The organism is Streptomyces sp. (assembly GCF_019510245.1).
Taxonomy (GTDB): Bacteria; Actinomycetota; Actinomycetes; order Streptomycetales; family Streptomycetaceae; genus Streptomyces.
Map to the genome: position 1 here is coordinate 22,127 of NZ_JAEKKT010000147.1, position 19,262 is coordinate 41,388.

The following is a 19,262-nucleotide window of genomic DNA, read 5'->3' on the forward strand; positions in this document are numbered from 1 at the left end:
CTCAACTGGCATGTTTGACAGGGTGAGTTGATCTAGTCCAAGTTGGTGTACGCGAGTTCGAAGAGGCATCGATGTGGTCCGTGGTGCAGTGACCCTGTTGAAGCGGTCCCCGGCCCCTCACTCCGCGCAGCCGGCGACCTGGTCAGGCCGCCGGTACCCGATATCGAGGTGTGGAGCGCCCTATGCCCACGACTGACCGTTGGCTCCGTCGAGCCCCGTCGGACATCCCATACTTCGGCACGAACGGGGAGACCTACCTGAACCGGACAGCCTTGCGAGACCTGACCAAGACCCTCCCGCTGCGATTCCTCACCAAGGAGCACTTCGCCCGCGGGCAGATATATCGCTACGTGGGGTTGACGCGAATCATTCCCGCCGCGGCCCGTCTGCTGCTCGACTTCGGCTGGGAGTTCCAGGGCCGTGAAGTCGAGCGCCCGGAGACTTGGCACGGGGAGCGTGAATACCGCTCCGACCTGGACCGGAATCTTCACTTCTACGGTTTCGTCGAGGTCTGCCACCGGCAACTCATTTGGGACAGCCGGACCCGCCGGGTCTACGACGCATTCGTCGACATCTGGCACCGCGAGGAGTTGGGGGTGGCGGTCGACCGGCTCAACCTGAACCCGCCCGACATCGAGAACCAGGACCGGTTCCTGATCCCCGACACCGCCCTGGCTCACACCAGGCCGAAGCTCGGCGGCTTCGAGTGCTGCCCCAAGTTGTTCAAAGGCTGCGACCAGGGGGAGGCGTTCCGGCCAAAGGATCGCGACTCACCCCAGCTCCGCATTGACCGCGCCGAGATCCCCGTGGTGAGAACGCAACTGGAGGCCGATGACCTTCTGATCTTCAAGGGGCTGCTGGCGCACGGCGTGTCACCGAAGACTTCCGAAGAGATCGTGCGCACGGTCCAGTACCTGCCCATGACGCCGGTGCTGCCGTCCCATGAAACGTTCCGGCGTTCCCGGGCCGAGTCATGGCGGCCCCTCGCCACGCCCGCCGCCGGGCTACGCCAGCCGACCCAGGTTCCCGTGGTGTGGGAGGGGCACCGTCGACTGACTCGGCGCCCGGCTGCTGAGACGCACGTCCTGGCGCGGGGCAGACCTGGACGCTGCCGAGTGGCAGACCGGAGAAGAGATATGCGCCGAATTTGCCTGACCTTGCCGCCCCGTCGGCCCTGCGCGGCGACGATCACGGCATTGGCCGAGCAGGCGGCCCATGTCGTCGCACACTGCGACGTCACAGTGCGCGTGCTGATCCTCGACCCATGCGCCGCACCGGCCTCCGGCGAACACCACGGTGCCGTACGCCGGATACCGGCCGGCCCATGCATCGTCGTCTGCTGTTTCGGCGAAGAGCGGCGACGGGACTTCCCCCAAAGCGGGTTCGGCCGGTCTGCGGCTGCGAAGCGCGACATCCCGCTGGAGCTTGTACTGCCGCTCGTTTTCTCTCGCGGTGCCTGCACCAACCCCGCCCTTTCCCTCGCGCTCGGCTGCGCTCCCGTCGACCACGAACTCCTGTCACTGGGCAGGCTTGCGGCCTACGCCGCCTGCCACCTCACCGAGACCCTAATCGCCGCATCGATTGTGGTCGGCCCTATGCGCCTGCACATGTGCAATATACCCTCCCACGGCGTCCGCGAGTACATGCCGCTGCCGTTGGCGATCGACACCGGCGGCAGCGACAACTGGCCGATCCACTTGGTGCACAACGCCTCGCTGCTTGGAGTCCTGCGCGATCGGAGCGTCGTCGGCGAAGGCGGGACCGTCTCCCGCTTCGTGGCGTACCAGTTGCGCCACGTCGAGGTCCTGCTGCCGATGCTCTATGCAAACCTCGCCAACGACCCGATGGTCCGCTCGGGTGCCTCGTTGCTCGACGCGCAGAGGCAGGTGCGGACATCCGGCGTGGCCCGTCCGGCGAGACATAGCATGAGGTTCGACCGGAGCGGGGACGTCCCCCGTCTGGACGTTCTCGACACGGCGTTCCGCAAACTGCGCAACCGGTACGTCCAGTTAGCCGACCTGGACCGACGCCGCGAGTACGTGCTCGCGGAAGCACGCAGCGGCGTTGAGGACTTCGCCCCGCTGACAGAAGGCTGGGAGCTGCTGATCGGCGCGGCCCGCCGCACCTGCGTACTTCGGACGCCCGGACAGCGGCGGTGACGGCGGCCATGACTGACCTCTCCCCAGCCATGCTCGCCGCCCTGACGGGTGCAACCGAGGACCAGATCTTCTTCGACATGGCCGGAATCCGGCGGGGCTTCGACGCACTCCGACGTGAACTGCCGGGTGTCGACGTCAAGTTCGCTATGAAGTCCTGCCCCGTGGACGAAGTGCTCGCCTGCCTCGCAAGCCGGGGGGCGGGAGTCGACGGGGCGAGCCCCGGTGAACTGGAGCAGGCGGTACGTGCCGGCGTGCCGGTCGGCAGGACGCACTACGGCAACACCGTCAAGTCCGACCGGGACATCGCGAACGCCCACCGACTCGGAGTCAGGGACTTCGCTACCGACAGTGTCGAGGATCTGGCGGCTGTCGCGGCCCACGCCCCCGGGGCCCGCGTGTTCTGCCGGCTGGCAACGAGCGGTTACGGCGCGCTGTGGGGACTGAGCCACAAGTTCGGCTGCTCGCCCGCGGACGCGGTACGGATGCTGGAGACGGCGTCCGCGATGGGCCTGACACCCTCCGGGCTGTCCGTGCACGTCGGCTCCCAGCAGATGACGCCCGACGCCTGGCACAGTGCTTTCGAGTGCCTGGCTGACGTCCTGAAAGCCCTGAGTCGGCGCGGCATCGTCCTGGACCACGTCAACCTTGGCGGTGGATTGCCGGCCTTGGGGTACCTCGACCGGCACGGCTTGCCTCTGCACCCCCCGCTGGACAAGATTTTTGCCGTCGTCCGCGAGGGCATGCGTCACCTCAAACAGGCCCACGGCGAACACCTCGAGTTCGTCGTGGAGCCGGGCCGTCACCTCGTTGCCGACCACGGGGTCGTCCGCGCCCAGGTGGCCCGCCTGGCCGAGCGGCGACGACCCGACGGCGAGCGGCAGCACTGGCTCTACCTGAGCTGCGGCAGATTCAGCGGCCTCTACGAGATGGACGCCCTGCAGTACCCCCTGGTCTTTCCCACCCACCCGGAGGCCGACCACATCCCTGCAGTTGTGGCGGGTCCTACCTGCGACAGCGATGACGCCTACCCGCAGGGACACGCCCACGTGCACGTCCCCCGGAACCTGGCGTCCGGTGACCCCGTGTGGGTACTCTCCAGCGGCGCCTATGCGCTCAGCTACATGACGCAGGGCTTCAACGGCTTCGCCCCACTCTCGTACACCTGCGTCGACGGAGAACACCTGTGAGCGGCGACAAGGTACGCATACGCTACATCTCCGACACCGACTGGGACGCCATCGCGGCGATGGAATCCCGGGCCTATGCGCAACTCGGCCTCTCGGAGGGGCGCGCGGCCCTGCGCTCCAGGGCCGACGTGTCGCCGGAGACCTGTTTCGTTCTGGACGTCGGCTCCGAGATCGCCGGGTATGTGCTGGCACTGCCGTATCCGCTCTTCGGATACCCGGACCTCGAACAGGCGGAGGAGTCCCTGGTCTCCTTTCACCGGCCACGCAACCTGCACCTGCACGACATCGTCGTCGCGGAGCGGCTGCGCGGCAGAAGACTGGGCGGGCGCCTCCACGACCACCTCATCCTGGCCGCCGCCGCACGGGGATTCGAACGGATCTCGCTGGTCGCCGTCGGCGGGAGCGAACCTTTCTGGTCGGCCCACGGGTACATCGCGTACCCCAGCATCTCTCCCAGCGGATATGGCGTGAACGCCGTCTACATGTCCCGTACGATGGCCGAGTCGACGAAGCGAGTTGATGTACGCATTTCCCTTTCATAAACCCCCGGCAGTCGGCCGGGCATCGCCGCGCTGTTCGGTTCCCCCGGCTTCCAGTACGCCATCTGGGCCTCCAAGATCCCCGCCATCAAGGCGGACCTCGGATTGACCGCTGCCGAGGGGAGTGCCGCTGATGACGGCCGGCATCGGCGCGGTGGTCGCGTTCCCCCCTGGTGCCGGTGCTCATGAGACGGCTGGGCTCGGCACTGCTGGCCCTGCTGTCGGCACTCTGCCCGACCGTGCGGTTCCTGGCACTCGCGCTAGCCTCGGACTATCGGTCGCCCTGCTGGTCATGGTGGCCGACGGCGTGTTCGTCGGGTGCCTGAACGTGGCCATGAACGCACAGGGAACGGCGCTGGAGACCTGGTACACACGCAACACCATGGCCCGCCTGCACGCGACGTTCAGCGCCGGTTGGCTGCTCGGCTCAGGCATGAACGCGGCCACCTCCTCGGTTGCGGCGCACTTCGGCGTGGGCCGCGGCTGTCCTTGTGCTGCTGATGGGCCTGGCCCGCCTCTTCGCGGACGGCTGGCGCAGCCGCTGGGGCGACGGCCGTGTCGTGCTGTGCGGCAGCGCCCTGGCCGCCGCCGGACTGGCCTTCGCCCTGCTCAGCGGGGGAGTGACGGCGGCGCTGGTCGGATTCGCCTGCGTCGGGCTGGGCTGTGCGGCGGTGACCCCGTGCGTCTACGTCGCCGCGGCGAAACAGGGTTCGGAGGCGCTGGCCCTGGTCGCGGCCATGGGCACGACGGGACTGCTGGCCGGGCCGCCGCTCATCGGCTTCGTGGCGAGTTCGAGCAGCCTGGTGTGGGGCCTCGGAGTGGTCGCCGCGGCGGCCGTCGTGGTCTCCCTGTGCAGTACCCGGATCCAGTGGGCGCCGGTGAGCGGCTGACCGGTGTCCGGGCCGGTCACTCGGGTTTGCGCCACACCGAGACGTGCTTCGTGGAGTCCTGGGTGAACGGCGAGCCGTCCCAGTCGGCCACCCGGCGCTCCAGCGCGAGCCCGGCGATCCGGGCCATCAGGTCCAGCTCCGCGGGCCACGCGTACCGGTGCCGGGAGGCGTCCCGGCGGTAGCGGCCGTCCTCGCCGTCGCGGGTGAGGTGGTGCGAGACGAGGATCTGCTCGACCAGGTCGAAGGTGTCGAAGCCGAGATGTCCCGCGGAGACGTCGAACGGCACCGCGACCTGGCCGGGCGGCAGCAACCGCAGCGGCGGCACCCCCAGTTCGATCACGAACCGGCCGCCGGGCCGCAGATGCCGGGCCGCGTTGCGGAAGCACTCGACCTGCTCGTCCTGGGTGAGCAGGTTCGAGATCGTGTTGTAGACGAGAAAGACCAGGGCGAACTCACCGGGCACGGTGGCCGTGGCCATGTCCCCGACCACGACCGGCAGGGTCTCCTCGTCGGCCTTCCGCCGCAGGACCGCCACCATGTGCTCGGAGAACTCGATGCCTGCCACCGGCACCCCGCGCTCCCGGAGTGGGACACCGACCCGTCCCGTGCCGATGGCGAACTCCAACGCCCGGCCGTCCCCGGCGAGTCCGGCGAGGAAGTCGACGGTCGGACCGAGCACGGCGGCCGAGGACATCTCGTCCTCCTCGCCGTCGTAACGGTCGGCTTCGGCCTGGCTCCACAGCTCACTCGTCGTCACGAGCGGCCACTGTGCCGGGCGGACGACGACGCTGTCCACCAGGTTTTCCGGCCGCCGGCCGCTTTCCGGCCCGGGCCGGACCGGGGGTCGTCACCAGCCCCAGCCGCTGGGCGTGCAGCACCGTGCCGAGACGGTCCCGGGTGCCGAGCTTGCGGTAGATGTTCTCGACGTGCTTGTGCACCGTGCGCACCGAGATGCCCAGCCGCCGCCCGATCGCCTCCGCCGTCAGGGCGTCGGTGAGCAGGAGGAGAACGGTGAGCTCCCGGGGCGTCAACGCACAGTCCGCCGCGCTCTCCTCCGCCTCGCCGGCCGTCGCCGACGACCGGCGCCACTGCTCCAGCAGCCGGCGCTGCTGCTCGACGGCGGCCAGCAGCGGCTGTGCGCGCTCGGCGATCCGCATGTGGTCGTCGGTGAAGTCCGCACCCGAGCGGTAGACCAGGCAGCCCGTGATCGGTGCGACCGTCCCCGGCAGCGGGAGCGCCAGCACCTGGTCCAGGTCCAGGCTGTCACCGAGCACCCGCGCGGTCTCGCTCACCGGCCAGGCCCGGCCCGCCAGCCGACGGGCCGTCACGGGTGCACGGCCGAGGCCGGCCGCGTAGTGGTGGGCGAACGGGTAGCCGGACCGCAGCACCCCCAGGGCCTCGTCACCGAGCCGGTCCAGCGCGCCGCCGGCGGCGGGTGACAGACCGAGCGTGCCCTTGCCCTCGCTCCAGTCGTCCAGTTTGTAGATCAGCGTCTCCCCGCCGCACAGGCCGGTCACAGCGTCGGCGAGCAGCGGCCAGAGCCGTTCGGGCTCGCGTTCGTTGAGCGCGGCGACGGCCAGTTCGGTGAGGCGTTCGTAGGCCCTGTCCAGCCCCTGTACCACGTGTTCCTCTCGGCTCGTGCCCCTACGCAGTTGTACGCATACCCAGGCGGCGGCCGGGTGCCGCATGCTTCAACCGGGCGCCGGCGCCGGATGGCACGACTCCGGTCAGGCGGGCCGCCGGCACGGGGGAGCGGCGGCCCGCATCCGGTCGTCGTCCCGCCCGGTCATCCGCCCCAGGCCGCCGCACAGAGCACCCGGTCGACCTCGTCCGTGTAGCGCGCCGCGGTCAGCCAGGCCCGGGCGAAGCGGCCGGTGTCCGCCGGAAGGAGACGGCCGAAGACGTCGCGCGAGCGTTCCGCGGCCGCGGCGAGCAACTCGTCGAGGATATCGCCGGCCGTGCCCAGCCCGTGCCGGTGCAGACGGCGGGCGTCGGCCGCCGAGTCGCCCGGGAAGGCCAGCACGCGCCGCCCGCCCGAAGCCGCCTGCTCGATCCGGCGGCGCAGCAGGTGCAGGGGCGCCTCGTCGGGCGTGCCCACCACGTCGGCCGGCACGGCCGGTGCGGGAGGCGGGGAGGCAGGCGAAGAGGCCGGAGCCGGCAGGTCCGCGTGCTGGAGCCGGTCCAGGCCCACGTCGGCACGGCTCCCGGTGCTCGTGGGGTGCTCGGTCGCGAGGAGCTGGGCGCGGGCGTGCGGGGCCACGGCGAGGCGTGTGATCACCCGCAGCCGGCTGCCCCGCGCGGCGGCCAGCAGCCGCAGGTTGTCGCGGTGCGGGAGCGCCGGATGGTCGTGCGCCGCCGTCAGCCGCAACGGCACACCGCCGCAGTCGGCCAGCAGACAGTCGCCCGCCGCCTCGCGCACCACGCCGACCAGTGTCACCTCCAGGAAGAGCAGATCGTGGCCGCCGCTCAGGGCGCGCCCCACCTGCTCGGCCACCGGCACCGCCCACAACCGGTCCAGGGGCTCGGCCCGCCAGTCCGCCCCGGACGCGCGCACCGCCCGTACCCCCGCCCCGGCGCCCAGCCGGCCGGTCGGGGACACCGTCGCCCCCGACACCGCGAGCCCCGCACGGGCCAGCTCGCGGTGCGTGAGGGCCGTGTCCCCGATGCGTACGGCACGGTCGGCGGCGCCCACCGTCCGGCCCACGCCGCCCGGCGCCACGTCCGGGACCGTGTACAGCCGCCCCCCGGCGTCGGCGGTCCAGGTGACGGCCCCCGCGTAGCCGCTCGCGGTGAGCACCGGCTCCGAGAACAGGCCGTACAGCCGCAGCGACCCGTCCGGCGTGTACGGCTGCCGTACCGTGCCGCGCAGACCGGCCAGCTCGGCACCCGCGGCCCAGGGGACACGGTGGGCCACGGACAGGGCCTCCGACACGGCGCCGACGAGTTCGGCGAGCCGGAACGCGGGGTCGGCCGCGCGGGCCGCGCGCAACGCGGTGACCACGGAGACCGCCGCCGTGGCCGCCCGGGGCAGACCCGCGAGGCGCGCGGTGTGCGCAGCCCGCAGCAACTCCGCCTGGAGGACCGCACCGGAACCGTCCGTACCGGCGTCGAGCACGGCGGCCACCGCGCCGAAAACGGCGTGGGCGGCGGCGAGTTGCGCAGGCGTCGCCGACTCGTCGACGACGGGTGCCGCACCGGCGCCCGAAAGGGGCGCCGACTGCTCGGTGGTCTCGGCGGTCCCGGTGGTCCCGGTGGTCTCGGCGGTCTCGGCGGTCCCGGCGGCCCCGGCGGTCCCAGTGTTCCCGGCGGCCCCGGCGGTCCCGGCGGTCCCAGTGTTCCCTGCGGTCTCGGTGTTCCCGGCGGCCCCGGCGGTCCCCGCGCCCGCCGTGCTGTGCGCGCCGACTGCGCCGGTCTGGGCGGTCCCCACGCCCGCGGTACCGTGCGCGCCCGCCGCGCTGCCCGTCGGCCCCGTGTTCGCCGTGGTCTCTGCGGCCTCGGCGACGTCGGCCACCGGGGCCGCCGACGCCGCCGCCGCGCGGTGCAGGCAGGCCGGGGCCAGCAGACAGCCGCAGCGGATGGCCGCGGCGTCGGCCACGACACCCCCGGGGGCGTGCAGTTCGAGCTCGGAGCCCTCGTCGTCGACGGTGACGCGCACGGTGTCGCCGTCGCGCGTGACCGGCCGGTCCGCCAGCTTGGCGATGCCCGCGTCCAGCCGCCTGCGCAACCGGGGCGAGAGGGCCGCGACCAGCTCGGCGGTCACGGCCGGGGCGACGGCGGGCAGTTCCCGTTCCGTACTCATGCGATCTTCTCCCCTACCCAGCGGGCGAGTTCGAGCGGGCTGAGGGCGGCGACCGGCATGCCGGCGCCGACCAGCTGCCCCGCGACGCCGGTGGAGTAGCGGGGCCGCCCGGAGTCGTCGAGGCTCGCACAGCCCAGGACCTGACAGCCCGCTCCGACCAGCGCCCTGACCTCGGCGAGCAGCCCGCCGACCGGACGACCCTCCTCGAAGTCGCTCACCACGACCACCAGCGTGCGGGACGGCACGGTCACCAGTTCGCGCGCGTGCCGCAGCCCGGCCGCGATATGGGTGCCGCCGCCGACGCTGACCTCGAGGAGCAGCGACAGCGGGTCGTCGACGTGCCCGGTGAGGTCGATGACCTCGGTGGAGAACGCGAGGAAGTGCGTGGACAGGGTCGGTACCCCGGCCAGCACCGAGGCGGTGAGCGCCGCCCAGATCGTCGACGCCTCCATGGACCCGGACACGTCCGTCACCAGGATCAGCCGCCAGTCGGCGGCGCGCCGGGCCCGGGTCCGGAAGACCGGGTGTTCCGGGATCACCCGGACCGTGCCGTCGGCCGCCCGGCGGGCGGTGGCCAGGTTGGCCCGCAGCGTACGGGGCAGGTCCAGGCCGCCGCCCGGGCGCCGGCTCGGCCGGGGCAGGGCGGTGCCGTGCAGCGCGGGGCGCAGCCTGGTCGCCAGCTCCCGGGTCAGCGCGTCCACCAGACGCCGGACCAGCGGGCGGAGCGCTGCCAGCCGGGCCTCGGGCAGCCCGCCCGCGTGCCGCAGCACCGACCGCAGCAGGTCCACCGAGGGCCGCACGCTGTCCGGATCCAGCTCGGCCAGCACGTCCTGCCGTCCCGTCGCGGCGGCCGCCGCCAGCACCTCCTCCCGGATGCCCGGCCCGAACAGCGCCGCCAGCTCCTGCGACCACTCCCGCACCCCGGGATACGACGCCTCCCGCCCGCCGCCGGTGCCGCCGAAGTCGCCTCTGCTGCCCTCGCCGCGCCCGCGGCCGTACAGCTCGTCCAGCGCGGTCGCCAAGGCCCGTGCCGACTGCGGGAGTTGATCGGTCCGGCGGCCGAGCAGCAGGCGCCAGCGGTCGGCGGGGGTCAGCCGACGGTCCGGCAGGACCGGCACGGCCCGGGCCGGTCCGGACTCCCGGTGCGTGCGCGGCGGCGGCAGCAGGCCGAGCGCGCGCAGGGTTTCGCGGGCGGTCAGGTCCGCGCGGGTCCAGGTGGCCAGCGCCGCCGGGTCGACCGCGCCGGTGTCGGCCACCCGGTCGACGCCGAGCCGCTCCTCGACCCCCGTCAGCAGCCGCTCGCGGTCGGCCGGGCTCAGCGTGTCGAAGCCGCCGCGCAGGGCCGGCAGCCGTTCCAGGAAGTCCTGGTCGGACAGGTCCGACACCCGCTCCACCAGGGGCTCCAGCGCCGGTGCCGCCGCCTCCAGCAGCCGCCCGGCGGCCGCCAGCAGCCCCGTCAGCCGGGCGGTGAGCGCCGACCGCGACTCGGCGTCGGCCGCCCCGTCCACCCAGGAGGCGACCCGGTCGCCGAACGCCCCCGGATCCTCCTGGCCGAGCAGGACGCGGACGGCTCCGGCGGCTCCCCGCATCAACGGGGAGCCGCCGGTGGCCAGCCGGGCCAGGGCGTCGGCGAGCCGGATGCCGCCCGACAGGTCGGCGCGGTGCGCGAGTTCGAGCAGGGCGTGGGCGTCTGCCGGGTCCTCCGAACCGGTCAGGCCGTCGACCTGGCGCACCGCGGCCGCCGTCAGCAGCCCGGCCACGGCGACGGACCTGGCCGCATGGCCCTCGGCCGTGTCCGGCCCTCCGGTGTGACCGGTCCGCAGCCGGTCCAACAGGGCGAGTCCGGCGAGGATTTCGGGCAGCGTACCGGCGTCCGGGAGGACCTCTGCGGTGTCACCGAGCCGCTCCTCGACGAGGCCCGCCAGGCCGCAGAGTGCCGCCTGCTCCAGCCCGTCGAGCACCTGCGCCGCCGTCGGGCCGCCCGCCTCCCGCTCCCTGCGGCTCCGCTCGCGCAGCAGGCCCTCGGCCGCCTGGGCCGGGGTGACCCCGCGGACCCCGGCCGCCGTCAGCATCGCGGCGGTCGCCGGGGTCCAGCGCACCTCCCAGCGTGAGGTGAGCGCGTCCGCCCCGCCCGTCCCGGTCACCGGCCTGGACTTGGCGTACGGCACGGAGCACAACGTCAGGCGGCGCAGTAGCAGTTCGCGGCGCCGGTCGAGATCCGAGCGGAGCGGGTCGAGCCGGAGGTCCCGGGTGGTGCCGGAGCCGCTGTCCGCGGGGCCGGGCAGGCCGAGTTCGGCGAGCTCGGCCTCGACGGCGGGGGCGAGACCGCTGCGCGGCGCCTCCGGTGCGGGACGGCCGACGCGGGTGCCGACCAGGACGTTCTCCATCGCCCTGGCGACGGCCCGGCCCCGGCCGTAGGGCTCGCCCTGTGCCAGCACGGTCTGGGTCGCCTCGACCAACTCGCCGCGGCCCGCGGCGGGGAGGCCGCGGAGGCGGGCGAGGTCTCCGGCGAGGCGGGTGATCTCACGTGCGTCCGCGGGGCCGGAGGGGTGGCCGAGACCGCGGAGTTCGGCGCAGATGCGGACGGCCGCGCTGGTCAGCGCATGTTCCAGAGTGTGGGGGTCTCCCGCCGACTCCAGGACCATGTGCTGCCATTCGGGGTCGCGGATTCCGGCCGGGTAGCCGGAACGCTCGTCCAGGAGGGCGTAGGTGTAGGGGATGAGGGAGGTTGTCCATTCAGGTGCGGGTGGGCGGGGGCTTGGCGCGCCCACGCGGCGGTAGCCGCACATCGAATGCGGCCCCGCGCCCCTGAAGGGGCGGACCAGTGCTGGGGTGTGGAAGGCGCCGACCACTACAGCGGCTCGCTCGCCGTTCGTCGTCGCGCCGGCCAGCCGGGACCGCATCCACTCCTCCCGCCGCAGGTCCACCTCCGACACGGCCGACTCCTCCCGCAGCGCCCACCCCGTCAGCAGTGCGGCCCGCCGCAGTGCCTCCGGTGTCGAACCGGGCGCGGCGGCCTCGACCAGCCGGTCCCAGAGGTCGTCGCCCGGCCGTCCGGTGAGCCGGGAGCGCAGGGCGCCCGACAGCCGGCCCGGCCCCTGCGCAGGACGCTCCCCGTCCCGCCATCCCCGATCCGCCAGCGGCAGATCGCAGGCGACCACCGGCACCCCGCTCCGCCCGGCCCACCGCACCGCCGCCAGTTCCGGGGAGAAGTCGGCGAACGGATAGAACGCCGGGCCGCCGCTGCCGTCGGCCGGTGCCGCGGCCAGGGCGACCGGGGCCCGGGTCTCCTCGTGGGCCAGCCACGGCAGCCACTCCTGCAGTTCCGCGGGCAGCTCGACGAGCAGTACGTCGGGGCCCGCCGCGTCCAGCAGGGCGGGGACGGCGGCGGCCAGGGAGGGCGCGTGGTGCCGTACGCCGATCAGGTACGGCCCCGCCGGGTCGGTGAGAGCGGCGAGAGCCGCCTCGGGGGAGTCGGACACGGCGTCACGCCTCCAGGACCGTGCGCAGGTCCCACAGCGTGCGCCAGGTCGCCGAGCCCTGTTCCGCGCGCCGTCGTACCGGACCGTCCCAGTAGCCGCGCAACCGGGCCGCGTCGGCGGGATCGTCCTTGCGCACGACGCCGAGCAGATGGCCCGGGAGCAGGCCGAGGACGTCGTGGTCCCCGGGGAAGTAGGCCGCCGCCAGGGCCAGCGCGCCCGCCACCGACACCGCTTCCGCCGTACTCATCACCGTGGACGGGCGCTCCACCTCCCAGCCCTCCGCCGACCGTCCCTCGCGCAGGTCACGGAACGCGGTGACCAGGGCTTCGAGGACCGCGTCGTCGACCTGGAAGGGCGCCCCGGCCCGCTCCACCGACGCCCGGGCCTGGCCGCGTACCAGGGCGGTCTCGGCGTCGAGGTCCGGAATCGGGCCCACGGTCTCGAAGTTGAAGCGCCGCTTGAGCGCGGCGGACATCTCGGAGACCCCCCTGTCCCGCAGGTTGGCCGTGGCGATGAGGGTGAACCCGGGGGCGGCATGCGCCAACGCGTCGTCCGTGCCCGCGAGTTCGGGCACCGCGACGCGCCGCTCGGACAGCAACGAGACCAGGGAGTCCTGCACCTCGGGGAGGCAGCGGGTGACCTCCTCCACGCGTGCGACGGCGCCCCTCGACATCGCGGTGAGGACCGGCGAGGGCACGAGCGCCTGGCGGCTCGGGCCCTGAGCGAGCAACAGGGCGTAGTTCCAGCCGTACTTGAGCTGGTCCTCCGTCGTGCCCGCGGTGCCCTGCACGACCAGGCCGCTGGTACCGCACACGGCGGCCGCCAGCAGCTCGGACAGCATCGACTTGGCGGTGCCGGGCTCGCCGACCAGCAGCAGCCCCCGCTCACCGGCGAGGGTCACCACACAGCGCTCGACGAGGGCCCGGTCGCCGACGAACTTGCCCTCCACGACAAGCCGGCGCGGCACCCCGTCCGGTGCCCCGGCGTCGTCGGGCAGCCGCAGCGCCCGGCCGCCGCTGCCCATGACGAAGGTGACGACGGCCCGGGGCGTCAGCCGCCAGGCGGGCGGGCGCGGACCGGCGTCGTACGCGGCGAGGAAGGCCAGTTCGGTGGCGTACCGGTCCTCGGGCGGGACGATCTGGCGCAGGGGAGCGGTGCTGACGGTCATCGGCGTACGTCTTTCGAGGAGGTCCGGGCGGTGGTGCGGATCGTGGTCATCGGCGGCGGCCCCCGCGGGCGGCCCGCGTGGTCAGCTGCTCGTACGCGGGGGCGTCCCCGGTGCGCACGCGCTCCCAGGCGCGGGCGAACAGCTCCGGCACCGGGACCAGGGGAAAGGTCCGGTGGCCGTCGCAGACCGGGTAGAGGGCTTCCTTCCAGGTCTCCGACGGCAGAGCCGGAGCCCTGAGATCGCGCCAGCCGCCGGGCAGGAAGAGGGTGCGGCCGGCCCGCGGGCGCTTCGCCTCGACGACGAGGCCGCTCGCCGCCAGTTCGGCGCGCGCCTTCTTGAGCCGGGCGGGCTTCCAGCCGGTCCAGCGCGCGCAGTTGCGGTCGGTGGGATCGGGCAGCGCCAGCAACTGGAGGTAGAGCGCCGCGGCGTCCGCGCCGAGACCGTGCGCCCCGGCGACCTCCGCGACCAGCGCGGGCACGGAGACCGTGGGGTCCTGGGCGTATCCGGCCGGGCCCTCGGCCGCGAGGGCACGGGCGAGGTCCTCGCCGAGGATCGTCCGGACGGCTCGCAGCCGGGACGTCCGCCCCTCGCCGAGCAGGCCCTCCAGGAGCCCGAAGACAGGGTCGTCGGCGCCGCCGAGCGCTCCCGGCCGGAGCAGCACATGCTCGGTGTCCGAGTACCAGGGGCGCAGCACCAGCGTGTCACCGGCCCGCGTCAGCCCGTGCGCGTCGCCGCCGCCGGTCTCGGGCAGGCCGAAGACCTTGCGCAACCGCACGGAGGTCGGACCGCCCTTCTCCGTCCACTCCAGGTTCAGGTCGAGCAGCAGCTCGGGATCGGCCAGCCGCCGGCGCAGTGCGGCGAGCCCGTCCGTCAGCCCGGCCCGCAGCGCATGCCCGTGCGGCAGCACGTACGCCAGCGCGGCCAGGCTCTCCACGGCTCCGGCCAGCGTGTACGAGCCGGGCACCGCCGACGGATCGGCGGGCGTGAAGTCGCCGTCCCCGTCGGGCCGGAACACCGTGGTGCGGGCGAGCCAGGGCGTCCGTGCGGGGTTGAGCACGGCTTCGGCGTGCGTCGCGGCGGCGCCGGCGAGATCGGAGCAGAGGTCCTCCGGCAGGCGCACCAGGGTGCCGAGGCGCTCGGCCCACAGCCGGCCCGCGGCGGCCGTGTCGGGGCCGGTGGTCCAAAGGTCGGCCGGGTCGTTGGGCAGCAGCGCGCCGAGGAGCGCCCGCTGCTCGTCCTGGCCCAGCGATTCCAGCAGCTGTGCGCCGAAGGTCCGCTGCCGGGGCTTCAGCCCGACGGCGGCGAGCCGCTCGGCGACGGGGGCGTGCGGGTGGCCGGCCAGCAGCACGGTCGCCTGGAGGGGGCCGAGGGCGCCGTTCGTCGCGGTGGCCAGTGCCCCGGGGGCCGCGGGCCGCCAGGGTGCGGCGCCCTTCTCCCGGACCAGCCTGGTCACTTCGGCCAGCCGGTCCGCCGGGATACCGGTGGCGTACCGGGTCTCGTGGACCAGCGTGAAGTGCCCGACCGCACCGAACGCCCCGGACGGGTCGTGGTCCAGCGCCAGCCACTTGACCGTTCCCAGCGGGTCGTCGACGCTCTGGCAGCCGAGCACCACCACCGTGCGGCCGTCCCGGCGCAGCACCTGGCCCGCCCGCTGCTGTTTGTCGTGCGGCTCGCCGAGCACGACCACGCGCAGCGCGGCCCCGAGCGCGGGGAGCGGGCCCTCGGTCAGCGCCTCGAACAACAGGAGCAGCGGTTCGCGTTGGACGTCGGTGAGGGCCGGTGAGCAGGCGCGGTAGGCGAGCGGCCGCAGCGCGCCCAGGACGGGCGTCCATTCCGCCCCGATGCGGGGGATGGTGTACTCGTCGCTCTGCCAGCCGTCGCCGACGGGGGCGAGCCGCTCGGATTCCGGCAGCGGCTTGCCGTCGGCGGGCCTGCCGGAGAGCACGTGGTTGACCGCACGGATCTGGCGCAGCGCGGCCCAGCCGCCGTGCCAGGCGCTCTGCAGGGTCACGACTCCGGCCGTGGCGTCGTACAGCGTCCGATCCGTGCCGTGGTCAGGGGAGTAGTCGGCGAACATGCCCTCGGTCCGCTGCCGGGGCTGCCGCGGACGCTCCTCAGCGGGCCTGGCCAGGGACCCGGCCCGCTCGGCGATCCGCAGCGCCGCATGGACGAGGGCGGCGACACCGGACAGCAGCCGCCGGTCGGTCAGTTCGGGCAGCGCCCGCGCCACCACGGCCACGGCGACCGCGTCGGCGGCCGGTATCGCGGCCCTGGCCCTGTCGTCCTTGCCGGCCCGGGCCAGCGCCTCCTGCCGTTCGTCCAGGGCCGTCGCCGTCGCCCGCATCAGCTCACCGGCCGACGCGTCGGTCAGGGCGCGCAGCACGGCCGAGCCGCGCTCGTCGCGGGGGCGCAGCGCGTGCCAGAACGCGACCGGCGGCACCAGCCGGGTGCCGGCCGCGTACGTCCCGCCGGACTCGCCGAAGGAGACCCGCCCGAGTTCGGTGCCGTCGGCCGCGTGCAGGGCGACGCTGCGATGCGTCTGCGCGGCGATCGGCTCGGCCCCGCCCGGCAGCCGCAGGGCGCCCAGCGGCACCCGGCCGTCGCGGACTGCCCGCAGGGTCGCCGTCCGGCCGTCCGGCGTACCCGCGGTCGTCCGCGCCTCCGCACCCTCGCCCTCCGTGCGCACCCACCGCCCGAGGACCGTGCCGTCGGTGCCGAACGGGGTGTGCTCGAGGCCGGGTTGGAGCGGCAGCACCTCGCAGGAGCCGTGCAGCAGCGAGGCGTCCTCGCGGACGGCCGACGCCAGCAGCGCGGGCAGCGAGGCCCGCCCGTGCTCGCCCGTCGCCGGGTCGTACTCCAGCCACAGCGACTGCCGCCCCTGCCTGCCCTGGCGCCAGTACGTGGTGCCGTCGCCCAGCACCGGGCGGCCCGGCGGCAGGACCGTGTCCCCGGCGTGCAGGGTGCGGCTGCCCGTCGCCCGGCCGCCACCCGGCAGCGGGATCGAGGCGTGGGCCGCGTCCAGGCCGGACCACCAGCCGGTGATCTGCTCACCGCCGACCGCGACCACCTCGGACGGGCGGTTCGACCAGTAGCCCTGCTGCTTGGCACCGTCCCGCCACATCACCAGCAGTTCGCCGTCGGCGTACCGGAACCGGGGCCGCTGCCAGCGGTCGAGGGTGATGGGCAGCCGCAGCTCGTGCGTGAGCAGGATCCCCTCGGGGCCGACGACGACCGCCTTGTGACCGCGCGCCACGATCAGCGCGGGCCACGCCTCGGTCACCGACAGCTCGTGGTCCCGGTCCCCGCGCACCTCGGCGTCGAGCAGCGCCAGCGCCTCCTCCAGCGCGGGCCAGCCCAGTTCGTCCAGGATCCCGGCGCGCAGCGTACGGCCGAGGACCGGGACGACGTCGTACCCGGTGAGCCGGCGCACCGCCTGCGGGTTCTCCTGCACCACCGCCCGGAAGGGGCGCAACCGCTCCAGCTGCGCGTCGGCCCCCGGCAGGCCGGCACACGCGGCGAACTCCGCGGTCGCCTCCTGCAACCACTCGCGCAGCACGTCGCCGAGGACCGGATGCGCGGCCACCTTGGGTAGTTCCGTCGGCCCCTGCCCGCGGCCGAGGCCCTCGACGGCCTCGAACAGCAGCGCCCGGTAACGGGATTCGGCGGCGACGGCCTTCAGGTCCCGCCGGCCGGGCCGCTCGTCGCGCAGCCAGCCGGACAGCGGCAGGTGCACATGGGTGCCCGCGTCGGGTACGGCCAGCGCGATGCCCTCCGCGACGCACAGGTCCAGCAGATCGAGATCCGCCCCTGCCTGCCAGCGTCCGGTGAACAGGTCGACGGGGCGTCCGCCCGCCCGCATCCGGGGCGCCATCCGCTCGGCGAGCGCCAGCGTCGCGGGGGAGCGGTGCGAGTACGCCGCCCCGTGCTTGCGGTGCTGGGCCCACCGGCCGAGCCAGTCCGCCGCGTCGACCTCTTCGCCGCCGTCCTCGGTGAGCAGCAGGTCCGCCCCGCACTCCGTGAGCAGCGTCAGCCAGAACTCGTCGTCCTCCACGCTCCGGCCGAGGCCGGCCGGCATGATCTCCAGCAGCCGTACCCGGATCCCGGGCCGCCGCTCGGCGAGGACCGGCAGCACACTCCGGTAGGCGTTCCAGAAGGAGGCGGGCGCGCGGACGGCGGCCGGGGAGGCGAGCAGGTCGGCGACGAGCGCGCACTCCTCGGTGACCCGGTCGAGTCCCGCCGCCTTGATCAGCCCGCGCGCGTCCTGGGGCAGCGAGGCGTACGGCGGCATGCCGGCCGCGCAGCGCTCCACCGTCAGCTGCCGGAACTGCGCCCAGGCGGTGGCCGGTTCGAGCCGCCGCGCGAGGTCCTTCACGTACTCCTTGAGCGCCTTGACGGTGAGCGCCCCGGCGAAGGCGAACTCCAGGAACACCGCCCGCTGCCGCTCCTCGTCCACGGTCAGGGCGTGCACCCGCTCGGCCTCGCGGGCCTTGCCGAAGAAGGCGGCCGCGTAGGTCGTGTTCTCGTGCTGGAGGAAGACGCGGGCGGCCTGCTCGTAGAAGGTCGGCAGGAAGTGCGGGACCGCACGGCCGAGCCGCTCGCCGAGCGCCTCGAAGCCGTCCTTCGCGTTGCCCGGCTTGGACTTGGCCTGCCGGGCCAGCCGCTCGACGTCCTTGACCAGGGCGAGGGCGTGATGGCCGTTGGCCGGGTCGTGCACCAGCGCCCAGGCCGGGAAGCCCAGGGTCTCCCGGCGCACCTGACCGACCTCGGGCGCCTCCGGCTGCCGGGCCAGGCCGAGGAACTCCAGCGCCAGGTCCTCGGCCTCGCCGAGGGTGCCCGGCACCAGCCGGACCACCGTCCGCCCGTCCAGGGCGGGGTGCGTGTAGGTGCGTGCGGTCAGGACGTCGGCGTCCTCCCGCGCGGACGTGCCCGGGGGCAGGATCGCGCCGGCGTCGAGCAGCGCGGCCGTGGTGGTGCCGTCGTACGTGGTCATGCCGCCCGCTCCTCGTCCTCGATGTCCCGCCCCGCGTACAGCGCCGCCGCCATCCGCATGCCCTCCGACCAGGCGACCGGCCCGACCTGACCCAGCCTCAGCGTGCGGCCGGCCGGATCGGTCCACGCCAGCGGGCCGGTCTCGGTCTCGAAGTAGCTGTCGTAGTCGCCGATCCAGACCCGGGCCTCGACCCCGCGGCCCTCCTCCAGTACGGAGCACACCGCGTAGCCGCCGCGCACGCGGTATCCCAGCTGCGTGGCCCTGCCGTGCAGGAACCGCAGCTCCTTGAAGACCCCGCCCGCGTACTCCTCGATCTGGGTGGCCTCCGCGTCCAGCGTGGCCGGGCGGTGCCAGACCTCCCGGAAGAGCTGCCGGGCCTTCTGCTCGACGCCGAGTTCGACGGCGAACTCCCGCAACTCCACGAGGTCTTCGAGGAGCACCGGGTGCGGCAGCCGGACCAGCTCGGGGGCGATGCGCACGGTGTCGCCGTCGAGGTCGACCAGGCCGAGCCCGCGCCCGGCCTCGGCGTCCCGCAGGAACCCGGCGACCTCGCCGTCGGCACCGGTGACCACCAGGTCGCGCAGCGCCGCCTGCCAGGCGGGGTCAGGCCAGACCTGCGCAAGGACGGCGAGCGGGACCGGAAGGGACCGGGTCATCCACCGCTCCACGTCGGCCAGGCACTGCCGTTCGTGCCGCTCCAGCCACTCGGCGAGCTGCCGCAGCCCCAGCACGGCCGGGTCGTCCGCCAGCTTCGCGGGCACGGACTTCAGCCGCCGCCCCGCCGCGTTGCGGCAGACCACCTTCCCTTCGTCCAGAGCCACTTCGTAGTCCCCGGCCGTCACCCACCCCATGTGTGCCTCCCCGCACCCCGGTGATCAAGTGATGGCGACTGTAGGGGAGAGCACTGACAACGCCTCACGCGGTCCGTGCCGGGCCGGGGACACCGCAGTTCGGCGGGCGAGCGGGAGGGGAGCCGGCCGGTACGGCGACGGCCCCGTCCGCAGGCGGAGATGCCTGGGCCGGGGCCGTGGGAGGTTCTGCAGGAGGA

General features: G+C 74.1%; 10 protein-coding genes and 1 pseudogene. 4 read left to right on the top strand and 7 right to left on the bottom strand.

Features of this window, described 5'->3' with window-relative positions; genetic code table 11:
- The first annotated feature begins 182 nt into the window (after window positions 1-182).
- From JF597_RS55670 to JF597_RS25585, 4 genes and pseudogenes are all read left to right on the top strand, one after another.
- Window positions 183-2,159: a DUF6271 family protein gene (locus tag JF597_RS55670; protein ID WP_366916445.1), complete on the top strand. Its 1,977-nt coding sequence runs from the start codon at window positions 183-185 to the stop codon at window positions 2,157-2,159.
- A gap of 8 nt (window positions 2,160-2,167) precedes the next feature.
- Complete coding sequence (locus tag JF597_RS25575; protein ID WP_293999174.1) at window positions 2,168-3,346, top strand: type III PLP-dependent enzyme; 1,179 nt, start codon at window positions 2,168-2,170, stop codon at window positions 3,344-3,346.
- Entirely contained in the window at window positions 3,343-3,888 is a 546-nt protein-coding gene (locus JF597_RS25580) for a GNAT family N-acetyltransferase (protein ID WP_366916446.1), read from the top strand. Before JF597_RS25575 ends, JF597_RS25580 begins: the two co-directional genes overlap by 4 nt.
- Window positions 3,889-3,909: 21 nt before the next feature.
- Window positions 3,910-4,775: pseudogene (locus tag JF597_RS25585) on the top strand (MFS transporter).
- A gap of 16 nt (window positions 4,776-4,791) precedes the next feature.
- Here JF597_RS25585 and JF597_RS25590 read toward each other — a convergent pair.
- The 7 genes from JF597_RS25590 to JF597_RS25620 all read right to left on the bottom strand — a co-directional run bounded on the left by JF597_RS25590 (window position 4,792) and on the right by JF597_RS25620 (window position 19,065).
- Window positions 4,792-5,532 carry a class I SAM-dependent methyltransferase gene (locus tag JF597_RS25590; RefSeq protein ID WP_293999177.1) on the bottom strand — a complete coding sequence of 247 codons (741 nt, stop codon included), beginning with the start codon at window positions 5,530-5,532 and terminating at the stop codon, window positions 4,792-4,794.
- Entirely contained in the window at window positions 5,519-6,397 is an 879-nt protein-coding gene (locus JF597_RS25595; protein WP_293999179.1) for a LuxR C-terminal-related transcriptional regulator, read from the bottom strand. The genes JF597_RS25590 and JF597_RS25595 overlap by 14 nt, the downstream gene beginning before the upstream one ends.
- A 164-nt stretch (window positions 6,398-6,561) precedes the next feature.
- Window positions 6,562-8,574: a hypothetical protein gene (locus JF597_RS25600; protein ID WP_293999182.1), complete on the bottom strand. Its 2,013-nt coding sequence runs from the start codon at window positions 8,572-8,574 to the stop codon at window positions 6,562-6,564.
- On the bottom strand, window positions 8,571-12,056 hold the full coding sequence (locus JF597_RS25605; protein ID WP_293999185.1) for a DUF5682 family protein: 3,486 nt from the start codon (window positions 12,054-12,056) through the stop codon (window positions 8,571-8,573). Before JF597_RS25605 ends, JF597_RS25600 begins: the two co-directional genes overlap by 4 nt.
- 4 nt (window positions 12,057-12,060) lie before the next feature.
- Window positions 12,061-13,224: an AAA family ATPase gene (locus tag JF597_RS25610; protein WP_293999187.1), complete on the bottom strand. Its 1,164-nt coding sequence runs from the start codon at window positions 13,222-13,224 to the stop codon at window positions 12,061-12,063.
- A gap of 46 nt (window positions 13,225-13,270) precedes the next feature.
- Window positions 13,271-18,214: a hypothetical protein gene (locus JF597_RS25615; protein ID WP_293999189.1), complete on the bottom strand. Its 4,944-nt coding sequence runs from the start codon at window positions 18,212-18,214 to the stop codon at window positions 13,271-13,273.
- Window positions 18,211-19,065 (bottom strand): DUF4132 domain-containing protein, encoded by an 855-nt coding sequence (locus tag JF597_RS25620; protein ID WP_293999191.1) that lies wholly within the window; start codon window positions 19,063-19,065, stop codon window positions 18,211-18,213. The genes JF597_RS25615 and JF597_RS25620 overlap by 4 nt, the downstream gene beginning before the upstream one ends.
- Window positions 19,066-19,262 lie beyond the last annotated feature (197 nt).